Source organism: Nitrosospira sp. Nl5 (assembly GCF_900102495.1).
Lineage (GTDB): Bacteria > Pseudomonadota > Gammaproteobacteria > Burkholderiales > Nitrosomonadaceae > Nitrosospira.
The window spans coordinates 72,334-89,566 of sequence record NZ_FMVQ01000001.1; the positions used below are offsets into that span (position 1 = coordinate 72,334).

Consider the following 17,233-nt stretch of genomic DNA (forward strand, 5'->3'; position numbering starts at 1 on the left):
TGGAAATTCCATAAGATGCAAACTTTATACGACAAACTCTGGCAAAGCCACGTTGTGCATGAGGAATCCGATAAACCGGATGATATGGCGCTGCTTTACATCGATCGCCACCTGGTGCATGAAGTTACCAGTCCGCAAGCGTTTGAAGGACTGAAACTGGCCGGACGCAGGCCATGGCGCCTGGATTCGATTCTTGCCGTAGCGGATCATAATGTGCCCACCACCGGACGCAGCCGTGGGATCAGGGATCCGATATCGCGTCTGCAAGTGGAGACTCTCGACCAGAATTGCGAGGAATTGGGTATCACTGAATTCAGGATGAATGACCTGCGCCAGGGCATCGTTCATGTAATCGGCCCCGAGCAGGGCGCTACGCTTCCCGGCATGACTGTAGTATGCGGGGATTCGCATACCAGCACGCATGGCGCCTTTGCCTGCCTTGCCTTTGGCATCGGTACGTCGGAAGTGGAGCACGTGCTGGCAACGCAGTGCCTGCTGCTGAAAAAAGCAAAAGCGATGCAGATTCTGGTCGAAGGTGAGCTTGGGCATGGCATCACTTCCAAGGATATTGCCCTCGCCATCATTGGTAAAATTGGTACAGCGGGTGGTACCGGATACGCCATCGAATTCGCCGGCGGGGCGATACGCGCGCTTTCCATGGAGGGGCGCATGACACTTTGCAATATGGCAATTGAGGCGGGGGCGCGTGCCGGCATGGTGGCGGCGGACGATATCACTATCGAATATCTCAGCGGACGCCCTTTTGCACCAAAAGGTGACTTATGGGAAAAAGCGGTTACTTACTGGCGCACCTTGAAAAGCGATGAGGGCGCAAGCTTCGACAAGGTAATATCGCTGGACGCGGCACAGGTCAAGCCCCAGGTAACCTGGGGAACATCTCCGGAAATGGTGACGACGATCGATGGGAAGGTGCCAGACCCATCGCAGATTGCTGATGTCGTGAAGCGTCATGACATGGAGCGCGCTCTGAAATATATGGGACTTGCACCCAACACTCCGATTAGCGAAATTCGCCCGGATAAGGTATTCATTGGTTCCTGCACGAATGCGCGCATCGAAGATTTGCGAATTTCGGCGGAAGTAGTAAAAGGCCGGCATATTGCTGCGAACATCAAGCTTGCCCTGGTCGTACCGGGTTCCGGCTTGGTGAAGTATCAGGCGGAGCAGGAAGGGCTGGATAAGATATTCCGGGAAGCGGGATTTGAATGGCGCGAACCGGGCTGCTCCATGTGTCTTGCGATGAATGACGACCGGCTCGCTCCGGGAGAACGCTGCGCTTCCACGTCCAACCGTAATTTTGAAGGCAGGCAGGGGCAAGGGGGGCGAACACACCTGGTGAGTCCGGCGATGGCGGCGGCGGCGGCAGTGGCTGGACACTTTGTGGATGTACGGGAAATATATTAATATTTAAACTTAAAAGGTTTTTTACTAGAAGAGGGGTTGCTATGAAAATGTTGTCCGTAATGATTGCATTGATCGCTGTTTTCCAGTTATCCGCATGTAATACTTTGGGTGGGGTAGGGAAGGATATTCAGAAGGGTGGCGAAGCGATTGAGAAATCGGCAAAGTAACGCGTGGAAAAATTTCATTCTTGCAAGGGGCTGGTAGCGCCGCTGGATCGTGCCAACATCGACACCGACGCTATCATTCCCAAGCAGTTTCTGAAATCGATCAAGCGGTCCGGTTTCGGACAGAATCTGTTCGACGAGTGGCGTTACCTGGATCACGGCGAACCGGGGATGAGTAGCGGACAGCGTAAGCTTAACCCGGATTTCATACTTAACCTACCTCGTTACCGGGGCGCGCAAATATTGCTTGCCCGCGCGAATTTTGGCTGTGGTTCGAGCCGTGAGCATGCGCCCTGGGCTCTTCAGGATTACGGCTTCAGGGCGATTATCGCGCCCAGCTTTGCCGACATCTTTTTCAACAATTGCTTCAAGATAGGTCTGCTGCCTATTGTGCTCGACGCAAAGAATGTGGATCAGTTGTTCCGCGAGGTGCAGGCGGAAGAAGGTTATTGCGTGGTTGTTAGTCTGGAAGATCAGTCGGTGACTACGCCCGGCGGTGAAGCCTTCTTGTTCGAAGTCGATCCTTTCCGCAAGCATAGCCTGTTGAATGGTCTGGATGAAATAGGATTGACATTGCAGCACGTGGGCGAAATCAAGGCGTTCGAGGAAAAGCACCGCGCGGCGCAGCCTTGGCTGTTTGCATAGAAGGATTTTTGGTCACTCGATAAATTCAAAGTTCCGGGTAAGTCCATTTATCAGCAGAGGGCGTGCAGTTGGGTAAGCGGCTATTCGTGCAGCGGTGCTCGCAAATTCGCATCTATTGAGGTCCCGTTATGAAAATCGCAATCCTGGCCGGTGATGGTATCGGCCCGGAAATTATCACGCAAGCGGTGCGAGTACTGGAGGCACTGAAGAGCGATGGATTAAAATTTGAACTGGAACCGGGTTTATTGGGAGGGTGCGCGGTCGATGCCGCCGGCGAACCATTTCCGGAGGCGACACGCAGGCTGGTCGCCGAGGCGGATGCCGCCATTCTGGGTGCCGTAGGCGGCCCGCGATATGATGTACTGCCGCGTCAGCTAAGGCCCGAGCAGGGTTTGCTCGGCATACGCAAAATGCTGGGTTTATTCGCCAATCTCCGTCCGGCGGTGCTTTACCCCGAGCTTGCCAATGCTTCGACGCTGAAACCGGAAATCGTGGCGGGACTGGATATTCTCATTGTCCGGGAGTTGACCGGGGACATTTATTTTGGCGAGCCGCGCGGAATCGAACTGCGCGACGGTCAACGGGTCGGTTTCAATACCATGATTTATAGCGAAGCAGAGATATCCAGAATCGCCCATGTAGCCTTCCGCGCGGCACGCAAGCGCAAGCGCAAGCTTTGCTCGGTGGACAAGATGAACGTGCTCGAATGCACCCAATTATGGCGCGATGTAGTCGTGGAGACGGCGAAAGACTACCCGGAGGTGGAACTCTCGCATATGCTGGTGGATAATGCCGCGATGCAGCTGGTGCGCAACCCCGGGCAGTTCGACGTCATGGTGACGGGAAACATGTTCGGCGATATCCTGTCAGACGAGGCTTCCATGCTGACAGGATCGATCGGAATGTTGCCGTCGGCGTCCCTGGACGATAAGAACAAGGGGTTATATGAGCCCATCCATGGCTCGGCTCCGGATATTGCCGGCAAAGACGTGGCCAACCCCTTGGCGACAATATTGTCGGCGGCGATGATGCTGCGCTACACGTTTGATCAGGAAGCGGCGGCGGGGCGCATTGAGAATGCGGTGAAAAGGGTGTTGGCGCAGGGTTATCGCACTCAGGATATCTATGAACCGGGAATGAAGAAGGTTGGTACCGCGGAAATGGGAGACGCGGTTCTGGCAAATATATAGTACAAGTAGGGAGAGACCAGGAATTGGTTCCTGAAGAGAGAGGCGATCAATGAAACGAGTCGGATTTATTGGCTGGCGGGGTATGGTGGGTTCAGTGCTCATGCAGCGGATGCGGGAAGAAGATGATTTCGCACTGGTTGAGCCGGTATTTTTCACTACCTCCCAGAAGGGTGGCAAAGGGCCGGATATCGGCCGCGAAATATCGCCCCTTAAAGATGCGTACAACCTGGATGAACTCAAGGCAATGGATATTCTCGTTTCCTGCCAGGGAGGTGATTATACCAGCGCGGTTTTCGACAAGCTGCGTCAGAGCGGCTGGCAGGGTTATTGGGTGGATGCGGCTTCGACATTGCGCATGGGTCAGGATGCCGTCATTATCCTTGATCCGGTCAATCTGCCCGTCATCAAGCAGGCGCTGCACGATGATGTGAAGAATTACATCGGCGGCAATTGCACTGTGAGCTTGATGCTGATGGCGGTGGGCGGGTTATTTGAAGAAGATATGGTGGAATGGATGAGCGCCATGACCTATCAGGCGGCTTCCGGCGCCGGCGCGCAGAACATGCGGGAATTACTGATGCAGATGGGCGAAGCGCATCGGGTGGCCAAAGATTTATTGGACGATCCGGCTTCTGGCATTCTTGATATTGACCGGGAAGTAGCAGGGACAATGCGCAATGGGAATTTTCCGACCGAGAATTTTGGCGTGCCCCTGGCGGGCAGTCTCATCCCCTGGATAGACAGGGACCTTGGCAACGGGCAGACACGGGAAGAATGGAAAGGCCAGTCCGAGACGAACAAGATACTGGGACGCAGTGATCACGCCGTGCCGGTTGACGGCATCTGCGTTCGGGTCGGCGCAATGCGCTGTCATAGTCAGGCGTTGACCATCAAATTGAAGAAGGACGTTCCGCTGGATGAGATCGAGGATGTTCTTTCCGCTTCCAACAGTTGGGTACGGGTTGTACCCAACGAGCGCGAGAGTACAATGAAAGAACTTACGCCCGCCATGGTTACAGGGACACTGGCGATACCGGTAGGACGATTGCGTAAGCTTTCCATGGGGGGGGAATACCTTTCCGCATTCACGGTGGGTGATCAGTTGCTGTGGGGCGCCGCAGAGCCGCTGCGCAGAATGTTGAGAATTCTGGTGGAAGCCTGAGAATTGTGAAGCATTTTTGCGCTCTTAACGATAATCATGAAGACGCGATGAAGGTGAACCCCCGTATGCTTGCCCTGGCCGTTCCGTTGCCTGTTCCTATCGGGCATCTCTAAAAACAAAGATGCGGCCGCTTGCCTGGTTTCTCCGTTGCTGCTGTTAGCGAGATTTCAGTTTACAGTTTTAGACTGTTCAGTATTAAAGATAAGCTTCAGCTAATTTCTATTTGCCGCAACCAACTGAATCACTCTAATTTTTCCTGTGCGCAAGTTTACTTCTAAAGCATGTTTACTGTTAATTGCGCTCCTGTCTTCGGCGATGATCCAGGCGGCGGGTTTGGGCAGGCTGACTGTCACTTCCGCTCTGGGGCAACCGTTCAAGGCGGAAATCGATCTGGTTGCGGTAAAAAAAGAGGAACAGCATTCCTTAATGGCGCGCCTTGCCTCACCAGATACCTTTCGCCACGCGAACGTGGATTATGTGCCTCTCCTTTCCACGTTTAAAGCAAGTATCGAAAACCGTCCTGACGGGCGACTTTACGTCAAAATCAGTTCTCCTCAATCCATCACCGAGCCGTTCCTGAACATGCTGATTGAGTTGAATTGGCCGTCGGGGCGGCTGCTGCGGGAATACACGGTGTTGCTTGCTCCACCAGAAATCGATGCGCATCCATCGGGAACGTCGACCGGCCAATCGAATCAACCCTCCGTTCCTGCTTCCACAACTTCCACTAAAGCTGAGCCGGCCGCCGGGGAAAAAACGGCTTTATCGATCAAAAGTCAGGTCCTTGGTGAAAAGCGACTGGGGCTGGACTCCGGGTCGATAGGAAAGGCCCATAGTGTCTATGGCCCAGTAAAGCGAGGCGAAACGTTAGTACGAATCGTACAGAATATTATTCCCCCTCCTGGAATCAGCGTTAACCAGATGCTGATCGCTCTTCATCGTGCAAACCGGGACGCATTCCTCGACAATAATACGCATCGGCTTAAGGCAGGTTCGATTCTACGGGTGCCGGATGACAGCGAAATCGGTGCGATAACTCCGGCGGAAGCGGACAAAGAAGTGAAAATGCAGACAGCGGATTGGAACCGGTACAAACTGGCGGAGTTTATAGGCTTGCGCCCGGTTAATGAAGAACTGAGGCAAACTGTTACCGGAAAGATCAGCTCTAATGTTGAGGCGGATATCTCGGCTAAAGAGCCGGCCAGGGAGATTCTAAAGCTTTCCAAGGGCGAAGAGTCCTGGAACGCTGGGAAGATAGCTGGCGCGGAGAACGCCGTCGGGATGAACGCGGGCGGAAAAGGCGGCGCGGAGGCAAGTGGTGCGAAGGACCGGCTTCTTGCGATGGAGGAAGAAGCCGTAGCGAAGAGCAGGTCGCTGAGCGAAGCCAATGAGCGCGTCGCGCTGCTTGAAAAAAATATCAAGGAATTAGAACGCCTTCTGGAGTTGAAAAGCGTTGTCCTGGCGGACATGCAGAAACGGGTGGAAGCTATTGCGCCGGACGGCGCCATGCTATCCGATCCGCCTGCGGCAATCTCCCCCCAGGATGCACTGACTCCAGAGCCTCCCGGCTTGGAAACCCAGGCTCCGCCTCTTGTCGCCGAAGCAGGCAACGTGGATGAAGTGGCGACAACGCCACCAGCACCAACGACAGTCGAGTCTGCGACGGAAATAGCGGAGCCCATGCAAGCTCAAGCTATCGAAAAGTCGGGCCAGGGAGCGGCTTCGGCGCCCCGGCAGCCGGGCAAAAGTTCGTTGATCGATGATATGACGGCTAATATCGAATATTTGGGTGGCGCGCTTATTCTTCTGATCACCGGTATCGTCGGCGTATCCATGATCGGCCGGCCAAAGGAAGTATCGCCGGAGTCCAACGCGGACAAGGTCTCTCCCGCCTCCGACCCCCGGTTGCAGGGTAAAGCGGTGCCCGAGACACCGGTGGCGATGACGCCGAACGGTATCTCCCCGGGAACCGCTGCCGCCCAGGCTGATGAAATAGATTCGCCCGCCAAAGCTGAAGCTTATCCCGGTACCAGCAATATTCAAGCCTCGAATGTTCTCAAGGAAGCCTCGGAAGGAGATTACGTCAATCCGGGTCGTGAGACCGCCGGCTCAACGTCTTCCGCCGTGCCCTCAGCGGAAACCGGACTGATGGACGTCAGTTTCAATCTGGACGCCATACGGCGCGCGACGCCGGAGGAATTCGTGGAAAGGAATACCCACTGGCATGAAATCGTCAGCAAGCTTGACCTGGCCAGAGCGTATCAGGAAATGGGTGACAAAGAGGCCGCCAGGCAAGTTCTTCGGGAAGTGGCCCATGAGGGCGACGTTCAGCAGCAAGAGAGCGCAAGACGAATGCTGGCCGCTTTGTAGTTTCTGCCGGGTTACCATTATTTCGCGCTCAACATTTAACCAATCGGATACTGCTACGGCGGCGTTGTTCCAAAAATTTCTTCGGTTTCAATCCCGCTGCTGCTTCCCCAGGAATTTCGCCCTGCATCACAATAACATGATGTCGCTTCTGTTATGAGAATCGCCTTGGGGGTGGAGTATGACGGTAGCGAGTATTGTGGCTGGCAAAGCCAGCCATCGGGTGGCTCGGTGCAGGATGCGCTGGAAGCCGCGTTGTCGAAAATCGCGTGTAGCGACGTGCGGGTCACTACGGCGGGACGCACGGATACGGGCGTCCATGCCTCATATCAAGTACTGCATTTTGACACGCAGGCACAGCGGCCAATGAATGCCTGGGTACGGGGTGTCAACGCGTTGCTGCCTGATAGCATCGCGGCATTGTGGGCCTTGCAAACCACGGATGATTTCCATGCTCGCTACTGCGCCAGCGAGCGTTGTTATCTCTATCTGCTATTGAATCATCCCGTGCGCCCGGGGCTTTATCACGGCAAGATCGGGTGGTTTCACCAGGCTCTCGATGTTGAACGCATGCGGGTTGCGGCACAAATGCTGCTCGGTGAGCATGACTTCAGCGCTTTTCGCGCTGCCGAGTGTCAGGCTAAATCACCAGTGCGCAATTTGACAAGACTGGAAATTACCCGGCAGGGGGACATCATCGCATTTGAGTTGCGTGCCAATGGATTTTTGCATCATATGGTACGCAATATTGTGGGTTGCCTGATTTACGTGGGCAAAGGCAAATACCCGCCGGAATGGATGCGGAAACTGCTGGAAGGCCGCAAGCGTAGTGACGCCGCCCCTACTTTTTCCGCTGCAGGGTTATACTTGGCCGGAATCACCTATGATCCCAAATGGAAGTTGCCACATTTTGTCGAGCCACCGCTTGCCGCTCTATTGCCGAGGATGAGCAGGCCGGGACAATCAGGCTGCAATATGAAAATAAGATAATCCGCAAGGATATGGCTATCCGAGTAAAAATTTGTGGAATCACACGTGTTGAGGATGCAATGACGGCGGTGCGTCTCGGTGCGCATGCGATTGGTCTTGTATTCTGGAGACAAAGCCCGCGGTATGTCGCGCCTGCCGCAGCTCGTGCGATCATTGCGTCGCTGCCGCCATTTGTTAGCGCGGTGGGCGTCTACGTTGATCCCGATCCGGAATGGGTAAAAGAAACTTCTTCAGCAGCCGGACTGAATATGCTGCAGTTTCATGGTAACGAGTCCCCGGAATTTTGCCGGGAATTTCCGCTGCCTTATATAAAAGCCATGCGAGTCAGAGCCGGGGTAGATTTGCTACAATACGCAACCCGTTATAACGACGCCATGGGGCTGTTGCTTGATACCTATGTTAAAGGCGAACCGGGCGGCACCGGACACGCGTTTGACTGGAATTTGATTCCACGAAACCTATCGCTGCCGTTGATCCTTTCCGGTGGATTGCACGCCGGCAACGTGACGGCGGCAATCAAGCAGGCCCAACCCTGGGCGGTGGATGTGTCGAGCGGTGTGGAAACGGCCAAAGGCATCAAGGATCCGGAGAAAATTGCCGCTTTCATGCGAGGAGTTCAAGATAGTGAACGTTTATGATCTTCCTGACAGGCATGGTCACTTTGGGCCCTATGGCGGCGTGTTTGTCGCCGAGACGCTGATCGCGGCGCTGGAGGAATTGCGAGTTCAATACGAACGCTATCGCAATGACGCCGATTTTCAGGCCGAATTTGCCGATGAATTGAAGCACTATGTGGGACGCCCCAGTCCCATCTATCACGCAAAACGGTGGTCGGCGCATCTTGGGGGAGCGCAGATTCTGTTGAAGCGCGAAGATCTGAATCATACCGGCGCGCATAAAATCAACAATGCCATCGGACAGGCGCTCCTTGCGCGGCGCATGGGCAAGTCGCGCGTGATCGCGGAAACCGGCGCGGGTCAGCATGGTGTGGCAAGTGCAACGGTCGCCGCGCGCTATGGAATCGAATGTGTGGTTTACATGGGTTCCGTGGATGTGGAACGCCAGGCCGCCAACGTTCACCGGATGAAACTCCTGGGAGCAACGGTGGTGCCGGTCGAATCGGGTTCCCGAACACTGAAGGATGCCCTCAATGAAGCCATGCGCGACTGGGTTACCAACATTGGAGATACGTTTTATATCATTGGCACGGTGGCGGGACCGCATCCGTATCCGATGATGGTGCGTGATTTTCAGGCGATTATCGGACGGGAAGCAATTGTGCAAATGCAGGAAGAATACGGGCGCCAGCCGGATGCGTTGATCGCCTGTGTAGGTGGCGGCTCGAACGCCATCGGCCTTTTTTACCCCTATATAGATAATAACAACATCCGCATGATAGGCGTGGAAGCAGCGGGACATGGAATTGAAAGCGGCCGGCATGCCGCTACCCTGACGACAGGAAGGCCTGGCGTGCTGCACGGGAATCGAACCTATTTGATCCAGGATGAGAATGGGCAAATTATCGAAACCCACTCCATTTCAGCGGGCCTGGATTATCCTGGCGTCGGTCCGGAACATGCATGGCTCAAGGACAGCAACCGTGCTGAGTACGTAGGAATAACCGACGACGAAGCGCTGGCGGCATTCCATGCCTTATGCCGCTACGAAGGCATCATGCCGGCGCTGGAATCCAGCCACGCGCTGGCTTATGTCGCCAAGCTCGCTCCTACACTCGGCCGGGACAAGTTGCTGCTGGTGAATCTCTCCGGACGCGGGGATAAGGATATGGCCACCGTTGTTGCGCGGGCCTCCGATATCACCCTCTAACCGAACCCGGTATTTCATGTCCCGTATTGCAATCGTATTCGACAAACTGCGCGTGCAAGGCAGAAAAGCGCTAATCCCTTTCATTACCGCCGGCGATCCCGAACCGGCGATGATGGTCCCGCTGATGCAAGAGCTGGTGAAGGCCGGCGCCGACATTATTGAACTGGGAGTGCCGTTTTCCGACCCCATGGCCGATGGGCCCACGATACAGCGCTCTTCGGAAAGGGCATTGAAGCACCATGTTGGTTTGAACGATGTATTGACAATGGTGGCGGAATTTAGAAAAGGCAATACATACACGCCGGTAGTGCTGATGGGGTATGCTAATCCGGTAGAAGCCATGGGTTACGAGAAATTCACGGCAAGAGCAAAGGAGTGCGGCATAGACGGCGTGCTGACAGTGGATTATCCCCCGGAGGAAAGCGCGGAATGGGTGAAATATCTCGAACACCAGCAGATCGATGCCATTTTTTTGCTCTCCCCCACTACGCCGCAAGCACGCATCGAACAGGTGGCGGAAATGGCCCGGGGGTACGTGTATTACGTTTCATTGAAAGGCGTGACGGGTGCATTGAATCTCGACCTGAACGATGTGGCCAGTAAATTGGCCCAGCTGCGTTCGGTGATTTCCATTCCCATTGGCGTTGGCTTCGGGATACGCGACGGCGGGACGGCCAAGGCCGTGGCGGCGCTCGCCGATGCAGTAGTCGTCGGAAGCCGCATCATCGAGGAAATAGAAAATTCATCGAAGGAGAAGGTGTTGGCGAATGTCTATCACCTGGTAAAAAGCCTCCGCAGCGCAATCGACGGAGCCGACAGAAGCTGATGAGCTGGTTTCAGAAACTTCTCCCGCCGAAAATCAAACGCAAGGAAAGCGGCGAAAAGAAAGCCGTACCCGAAGGGTTATGGAGCAAATGCGCCTCCTGCGAAGCGGTGCTGTATTACTCTGACCTCGGAAACAATCTCAATGTCTGCCCCAAGTGCAACCATCACAATCGCATTTCCGCCAGAGTGCGCCTCGATCTGCTGCTGGATGCCGAGGGACGCTATGAAATCGGTACCGAAGTGCTGTCACTTGATCCCCTTAAATTCAAGGATAGCAAACGCTATGTTGATCGCTTATCGGAGGCGAAAAGAGAGACTGAAGAAGACGATGCCCTGGTTGTCATGCAGGGCAGCGTAAAAACCATTCCCCTGGTTGCAGCGGCGTTTGAATTTGGCTTCATGGGCGGTTCGATGGGCTCGGTGGTAGGGGAGCGCTTTACGCGCGGGGTGCAGGTGTGTGTCGAGCAGCGCCTTCCGTTTGTGTGTTTTGCCGCCAGCGGTGGAGCGCGCATGCAGGAAGGACTGCTATCGCTCATGCAAATGGCCAAGACATCGGCGGCATTGACCCAGTTGAGCCAGGAACAGCTTCCTTTTATTTCGGTACTTACCGATCCCACCATGGGTGGCGTATCTGCCAGTTTTGCTTTCATCGGTGACGTGGTAATTGCCGAACCTGGGGCGCTGATCGGTTTTGCAGGGCCGCGCGTGATCGAGCAGACAGTGCGCCAAACCTTGCCGGAAGGCTTTCAGCGCGCCGAATTCCTGCTGGACCATGGAGCGATAGACATGATCGTGGATCGCAGGCGCATGCGTGATAAGCTTGCGAATCTTTGCACCTTGCTGATGCGCACGTCCGCGCCATCTTGATTCCCGGTTGCGTCTGCATAATCGTATCCCGAATGGCGCATGCGTTATGACAGAGCCCGATGCAAAAGCCAGGACGCTTTCCGACTGGCTGACCTGTCTCGAGCATCTGCATCCAAAAACCATCGAGATGGGGTTGGAGCGTGTCGATCAAGTCAGGGTTGCGCTAGGCCTTGCACCATCTTTCCCCATCATCACTGTCGGTGGCACCAACGGTAAAGGGTCAACATGCGCGATGATCGAGGCCATTCTGAGTTGTGCCGGGTATCGTGTGGGCTGTTACACTTCGCCACACCTGCTGCGTTACAACGAGCGCGTGCGGATAAGCCGGCAGGACGCGCGCGACGATGAATTGTGCAACGCTTTTCAGGCTGTGGAAGCAGCTAGGACCCGTACTGGTATTTCCCTGACTTATTTCGAGTTCGGCACGCTGGCGGCGGTGCAATTATTCAGTCAAGCGAGCGTGGATATCGCGATTCTGGAAGTGGGGCTGGGCGGGCGACTGGATGCGGTCAATATTTTTGATGCCGATTGCGCGGTGCTCACCAGCATTGACCTCGACCATATTGACTATCTTGGCGATACACGGGAAAAAATCGGATTCGAGAAGGCCGGAATTTTCAGAAGCGGCAAGACCGCGATCTGTTCGGACCCGGATATCCCGGCGACCGTCCGTTCCCATGCGGATATCATAGGTGCGAATTTGATGCACATTGGTGAACACTTCGGTTATTCACCCAACGCAGCCGATGCAACCCTGTGGGATTATTGGGGGCCCGGAGGAAAGCGTCATTCGCTTCCCCATCCCGCCCTGCGCGGCGTTTATCAATTGCGTAACGCCAGCGCCTGCCTTGCCGCTCTGGACGCCATCAGGGATTATTTGCCGATTACCATGCGCGACATACGCCAGGGCTTGCTGGAAGTCGTATTGCCGGGAAGGTTTCAGGTATTGCCGGGGCGACCGGTGAGGGTGCTTGATGTAGCGCATAATCCCGCTGCGGCCGAGGCCCTGGCTATTAACCTCGACAGTATGGGGCACTACCGGAAAACTTACGCGGTATTCGCAATGCTTGAGGATAAGGATATTGCCGGCGTGGCGCGGGCCCTTGCGGCAAGAGTGGACATATGGTTGGTAGCGGGGATCGATGTGCCTCGCGGCGCCTCGGCAAATGAAGTGACGCAGGCACTGGAAGCAGCCGGGGCAGATGAGGCGGCGGAGGCAATCCTTACCTTTCGCAATCCGGCAATTGCCTATGCGTATGCCTGTGAGCGGGCGGTCGAAAATGATAGAATCTGCGTATTCGGCTCGTTCCATACCGTAGCCGAAGCGTTACGGCATGGAAGTAAAGTTGAGCGCGGATAGCAATCAATCAAAATCAAATGGCAAAGACTGTCAGTGAAGAAGAGATTCAGCTTAGAAAACGTGCCAGACGGCGGCTGGTTGGCGCGATTACCCTGGCGGCGGCGGCAGTTGTGATTTTACCGATGGTGCTCGATAGTAAACCGGAGCAGCGAAATCAAGAGATTGACATCCGCATTCCCGCGGAAGACTCGGCGGACGAATTCGTTCCGGGAACTGCTCCCCGCATGGAGCCGCCAGCTACCGCTGTTCCCCAGCAATCGGCAACCGGGGTGCAACAGGAAGAGCGGGTAGAATCCAGGCCGCCGGTAAAGCCTTCCCAATCCAGAGCAGAACCGGTGGGGAAGCTGGCCGGGGCCGGGAAAGCCTCTGATTCCGCAGCTGAAGCGGGCAGCACCAAGGCGGCCGCCGCTGAACAATTTGTCGTGCAGTTGGGCGCCTTCTCCGATCCAGCCAAGGCAAGGCAACAACAGCAAAGTCTGATATCCAAGGATGCCAGGAAGGTCTATACGGAAACGCTTAAGGCAGACAAGGGCGAGATAACGCGTGTGCGCGTTGGCCCTTTCCGTACCCGCGAGGAAGCTGAGGGAGCGCGCGAGAAATTGAAGAAACTGGGATTTGATGGCGTCGTAACGGATAAATAGCGCCATGACGAATGTGTGGAACCATTAGCACGGGCGAATAGGCAAATTGTGCTGCTGTCATCCTGTCCTGCTTACGAATGACTATTTTCGATTACTCCGTTCTTGCAATACTTGTTTTATCGGTTTTGCTGAGCGTGGTACGCGGCGTAGTGCGCGAGTTATTGTCTCTGGCCGGTTGGATAATCGCGTTCATGGCGGCGAATTCATTCGCAGCCGGGTTTGCACCGATGCTGCCATCCATGATCAGTGGCGAATCGTTGCGGATAATACTGGCGTTTGCTGCGCTGTTTCTGTCGGCGCTGGTGGCGATGGGATTGGTGGCCATGCTGACATCAGCTGTAGTAAAAAGCGTGGGACTGGGATTTGCAGACAGGTTTTTTGGTTCGTTGTTTGGTTTTATACGCGGTTTGCTGGTCGTGTTATTAATCGTATTGGCAGCGGGATTGACTGCGCTGCCGCAGGAGCCATTCTGGCGGAAGGCCCTGTTAAGCAAGCCGCTGGAAACAGCGGCGATGCGGCTAACACCCTGGCTGCCGCAGGATTTATCCAAGCGCATTAATTACGGAAATTAAACGCAAAAAAATGAATGGTCATGGCGCAAGTATAATGGGCCGTCAGTAATCTATGTTTTATATTTCGCCCGGAATAATTCGTTGCTTCCCGATTGCCGGGATAAGAAAGGTTTTTTGCATGTCAAACGGTGTCGCGTCATTATTCCTGTTGACGTTTTAAAGTTGACAGATGAGCTGAAGCTTTGAGTTTTTGGTGGTACCGAATAAGCGTAAAAGAAGTTTCCAATACCTTTTTGTACAGCGTTAATCCAAGCCAATTTTGCGGAGTGCAATATGTGTGGAATTCTGGGTCTGGTTGCACAGACGCCCGCCAACCAGTTGCTCTATGACGGATTACTGGTGCTCCAACACCGCGGGCAGGATGCAGCCGGCATCGTTACCGCCCAGGACAATACGTTTCACATGCACAAGGGCAGCGGCCTGGTGCGAGATGTATTTCGCACGCGAAACATGCGTGCCCTGGCTGGCAATATGGGCCTTGGCCATGTGAGATACCCTACCGCCGGCTCCGCCGAATCTTCGGCCGAGGCACAGCCGTTTTATGTCAATTCGCCGTTCGGTATCGTGCTCGCGCACAATGGCAATCTTACGAATGCGGCGCAACTCAACCAGGAGTTATTCCGCGAAGATCTGCGCCATGTCAATACCAATTCAGATTCAGAAGTGCTTCTGAACGTGCTGGCCCACGAATTGCAGAGAAGCACGACAAACTACCATCTTGATCCCGCCGCTATTTTTGCCGCAGTGTCGGGGGTGCATCGGCGTTGCCGAGGCGCATACGCGGTAGTCGCGATGATTGCGGGATATGGGCTGGTGGCTTTTCGCGATCCTTACGGCATTCGGCCATTGGTGTTCGGTTGCGCCGATACCGAGCATGGAATGGAATATCTGGTGGCATCCGAAAGTGTGGCACTTGATACTTTAGGGTTTAAGCTGGTGCGCGATGTCGCGCCGGGAGAAGCAATTTTTATCGACGAGGACGGCAATTTCTACAGCAAACAATGCGCCGTCAACCCCGCATATAACCCATGTATCTTCGAGTATGTCTACATGGCGCGTCCCGATTCGGTAATGGACGGTATTTCGGTTTATGAAACAAGACTTAATATGGGCGAGAGCCTGGCCGACAAAATTACCACAACCATGCGGCATCTGGATATTGACGTGGTAATTCCAATTCCTGATTCCAGCCGCCCCAGTGCCTTGCAGCTTGCAAATCGACTGGGATTGAGTTTCCGTGAAGGCTTCGTCAAGAACCGCTATATCGGCCGGACCTTTATCATGCCGGGCCAGCAGCAGCGGCGTAAATCTGTTCGCCAGAAGCTCAATGCCATGAGCGTGGAATTTCGCGGAAAAAATGTGCTGCTGGTGGACGATTCAATCGTGCGCGGCACCACCAGCCGTGAAATTGTGCAAATGGCGCAGGAGGCCGGGGCCCATAAGGTATATTTTGCTTCCGCCGCTCCGCCGGTAAGGTTTCCCAATGTTTACGGGATTGACATGCCAACCCGCCAGGAGCTCATCGCCACGGGGCGGGACGATGACGAAATATGCCGAGAAATAGGCGCCGACTACCTTGTTTACCAGGAACTCGACTCTCTCATAAAAGACGTTTGCAGGGTTAATCCATCAATTACGCATTATGAAACTTCCTGCTTCGATGGCCATTACATTACCGGGGATGTCACCGCGGAATATTTGGCAGTCATAGAGGCGCAACGCAACAGCGGCGCGTCGGTGCCGCAATCCAGGTCCAGTACCCAATTGGATTTGAATCTGGCGGCAGCGGATTAAACTAAGCCCGGCAGCTCGCATTCATTCTCCGCCCTGTCCAGCCGCGTGATTGAGATTATCTGGGTTAAACGGAGATTTGACAAAAACAATCACCAAGCGTAATTTAACAAGTGTGCGCCGATTTGATATTCAGCTTGCGGGCGCGTTATAAATTCGGCTAAAGCGGGAAAACCCGTTTTGGCAAAATGCTGAACGGGTTTTTTATTTGGAGGGTTCGCATGTCTGATAATCTTGAACTGGAAACGCTGGCGTTGCATACGGGCATTCATCGCAGTCAATTCAATGAACACTCCGAAGCTTTATATCTGACTTCAAGTTTTGTATTTGACAATGCTGCCCAAGCCGCAGCGCGCTTTTCGGGTGCGGAGCCGGGAAATATTTATTCGCGTTTTACCAATCCCACCGTTACGGCTTTTGAAGAGCGGCTAGCCGCCCTGGAAGGAGCGGAAGCCTGCGTGGCGACATCCTCGGGGATGTCGGCAATACTTGCGTGCGTGATGGGATTGCTTTCCGCCGGGGACCACGTCATTGCATCGCGTAGCCTGTTTGGCGCCACCGTGAACCTGTTCAATAACATCCTCAAGCGTTTCAATATCGAGACAACGTTTGTTTCCGCCACCGACATTGCGGCGTGGGAGGCTGCGGTGAAACCCGGCACTAAACTGTTGTTCGTCGAGACGCCGTCGAATCCGCTTACTGAAATTTCCGACATCACCGCGCTTGCCGCCATCGCAAAGAAAAACGGCGCGTGGCTGGCGGTCGATAACTGCTTTTGTTCGCCGGCGCTGCAACGGCCGCTGGACCTTGGGGCCGACCTTGTGATTCACTCCGCCACCAAGTATCTTGAGGGCCAGGGCAGGGTGTTGGGCGGCGCAATACTCGGCAACCGGGATCTGGTAATGGAACAAGGAGTATTCGGTTTCTTGCGCACCGCCGGACCGAGCCTGAGTCCATTCAACGCCTGGGTCATCCTGAAAGGAATGGAAACGCTGAAAATTCGCATGGAGACCCATTCCGCAAATGCCGTGCAGATTGCCCGGTGGCTGGAAGCGCAGCCAAACGTGGCAAGAGTTCATTACCCCGGTTTGCCGTCGCATCCACAGTACGAGCTTGCCAGGCGCCAGCAAAAAACCGGAGGCGGCATTGTTTCATTCGAGTTGAAGGATGGGAAAGAAGCGGCATGGCGGGTCGTGGATTCCGTCCGCATGATTTCGATCACCGCCAATCTGGGCGACACCAAGAGCACTCTCACGCATCCCGCCACCACCACCCATGCCCGTATCAGCCAGGAAAGCCGGGATTTGGCCGGTATCACCGATGGCCTGCTACGCATCGCCGTGGGGCTCGAAGCGGCGAAAGATATCGAGGCCGATTTGGCAAGGGGCCTCACGGCTTAATACTATC

Annotated in this window: 16 protein-coding genes; all 16 read left to right on the forward strand. The window is 54.7% G+C overall.

What is annotated here, in order from left to right; translation table 11 throughout:
* The first annotated feature begins 15 nt into the window (after positions 1-15).
* The 16 genes from leuC (at position 16) to BLP45_RS00460 (ending at position 17,226) form a co-directional block, all read left to right on the forward strand.
* Entirely contained in the window at positions 16-1,425 is a 1,410-nt protein-coding gene (gene leuC / locus BLP45_RS00385; protein WP_090368702.1) for a 3-isopropylmalate dehydratase large subunit, read from the forward strand.
* Positions 1,426-1,484: 59 nt separating this feature from the next.
* On the forward strand, positions 1,485-1,592 hold the full coding sequence (locus BLP45_RS00390) for an entericidin A/B family lipoprotein (protein ID WP_371128724.1): 108 nt from the start codon (positions 1,485-1,487) through the stop codon (positions 1,590-1,592).
* Between the two features lie 3 nt (positions 1,593-1,595).
* Positions 1,596-2,234: a 3-isopropylmalate dehydratase small subunit gene (leuD, locus tag BLP45_RS00395; RefSeq protein WP_090368707.1), complete on the forward strand. Its 639-nt coding sequence runs from the start codon at positions 1,596-1,598 to the stop codon at positions 2,232-2,234.
* Positions 2,235-2,362: 128 nt separating this feature from the next.
* A complete protein-coding gene (gene leuB, locus BLP45_RS00400) occupies positions 2,363-3,424 on the forward strand; it encodes a 3-isopropylmalate dehydrogenase (RefSeq protein ID WP_090368709.1) in 1,062 nt (353 codons plus the stop codon).
* Between the two features lie 49 nt (positions 3,425-3,473).
* Positions 3,474-4,586 carry an aspartate-semialdehyde dehydrogenase gene (gene asd / locus BLP45_RS00405; protein ID WP_090368711.1) on the forward strand — a complete coding sequence of 371 codons (1,113 nt, stop codon included), beginning with the start codon at positions 3,474-3,476 and terminating at the stop codon, positions 4,584-4,586.
* A gap of 333 nt (positions 4,587-4,919) precedes the next feature.
* Positions 4,920-6,956, forward strand: a complete 2,037-nt coding sequence (locus BLP45_RS00410) for a motility hub landmark protein FimV (protein ID WP_176754609.1) — start codon at positions 4,920-4,922, stop codon at positions 6,954-6,956.
* 153 nt (positions 6,957-7,109) lie between these two features.
* Complete coding sequence (gene truA / locus BLP45_RS00415) at positions 7,110-7,943, forward strand: tRNA pseudouridine(38-40) synthase TruA (RefSeq protein WP_090368715.1); 834 nt, start codon at positions 7,110-7,112, stop codon at positions 7,941-7,943.
* 11 nt (positions 7,944-7,954) lie between these two features.
* Entirely contained in the window at positions 7,955-8,581 is a 627-nt protein-coding gene (locus BLP45_RS00420; RefSeq protein WP_090368717.1) for a phosphoribosylanthranilate isomerase, read from the forward strand.
* Positions 8,568-9,770 (forward strand): tryptophan synthase subunit beta, encoded by a 1,203-nt coding sequence (trpB, locus tag BLP45_RS00425; protein ID WP_090368719.1) that lies wholly within the window; start codon positions 8,568-8,570, stop codon positions 9,768-9,770. The genes BLP45_RS00420 and trpB overlap by 14 nt, the downstream gene beginning before the upstream one ends.
* Before the next feature lie 16 nt (positions 9,771-9,786).
* A complete protein-coding gene (gene trpA / locus BLP45_RS00430) occupies positions 9,787-10,596 on the forward strand; it encodes a tryptophan synthase subunit alpha (protein ID WP_090368720.1) in 810 nt (269 codons plus the stop codon).
* Positions 10,596-11,462: an acetyl-CoA carboxylase, carboxyltransferase subunit beta gene (gene accD, locus BLP45_RS00435; protein ID WP_090368722.1), complete on the forward strand. Its 867-nt coding sequence runs from the start codon at positions 10,596-10,598 to the stop codon at positions 11,460-11,462. Before trpA ends, accD begins: the two co-directional genes overlap by 1 nt.
* Positions 11,463-11,508: 46 nt before the next feature.
* Complete coding sequence (gene folC, locus BLP45_RS00440) at positions 11,509-12,822, forward strand: bifunctional tetrahydrofolate synthase/dihydrofolate synthase (protein ID WP_090368724.1); 1,314 nt, start codon at positions 11,509-11,511, stop codon at positions 12,820-12,822.
* Between the two features lie 17 nt (positions 12,823-12,839).
* Positions 12,840-13,463 (forward strand): SPOR domain-containing protein, encoded by a 624-nt coding sequence (locus tag BLP45_RS00445; RefSeq protein ID WP_090368726.1) that lies wholly within the window; start codon positions 12,840-12,842, stop codon positions 13,461-13,463.
* A gap of 77 nt (positions 13,464-13,540) precedes the next feature.
* On the forward strand, positions 13,541-14,035 hold the full coding sequence (locus tag BLP45_RS00450) for a CvpA family protein (RefSeq protein WP_090368727.1): 495 nt from the start codon (positions 13,541-13,543) through the stop codon (positions 14,033-14,035).
* 273 nt (positions 14,036-14,308) lie between these two features.
* Entirely contained in the window at positions 14,309-15,829 is a 1,521-nt protein-coding gene (gene purF, locus BLP45_RS00455) for an amidophosphoribosyltransferase (protein WP_090368729.1), read from the forward strand.
* A gap of 218 nt (positions 15,830-16,047) precedes the next feature.
* Entirely contained in the window at positions 16,048-17,226 is a 1,179-nt protein-coding gene (locus BLP45_RS00460; protein ID WP_090368731.1) for an O-succinylhomoserine sulfhydrylase, read from the forward strand.
* The last annotated feature ends 7 nt before the right edge of the window (positions 17,227-17,233 follow it).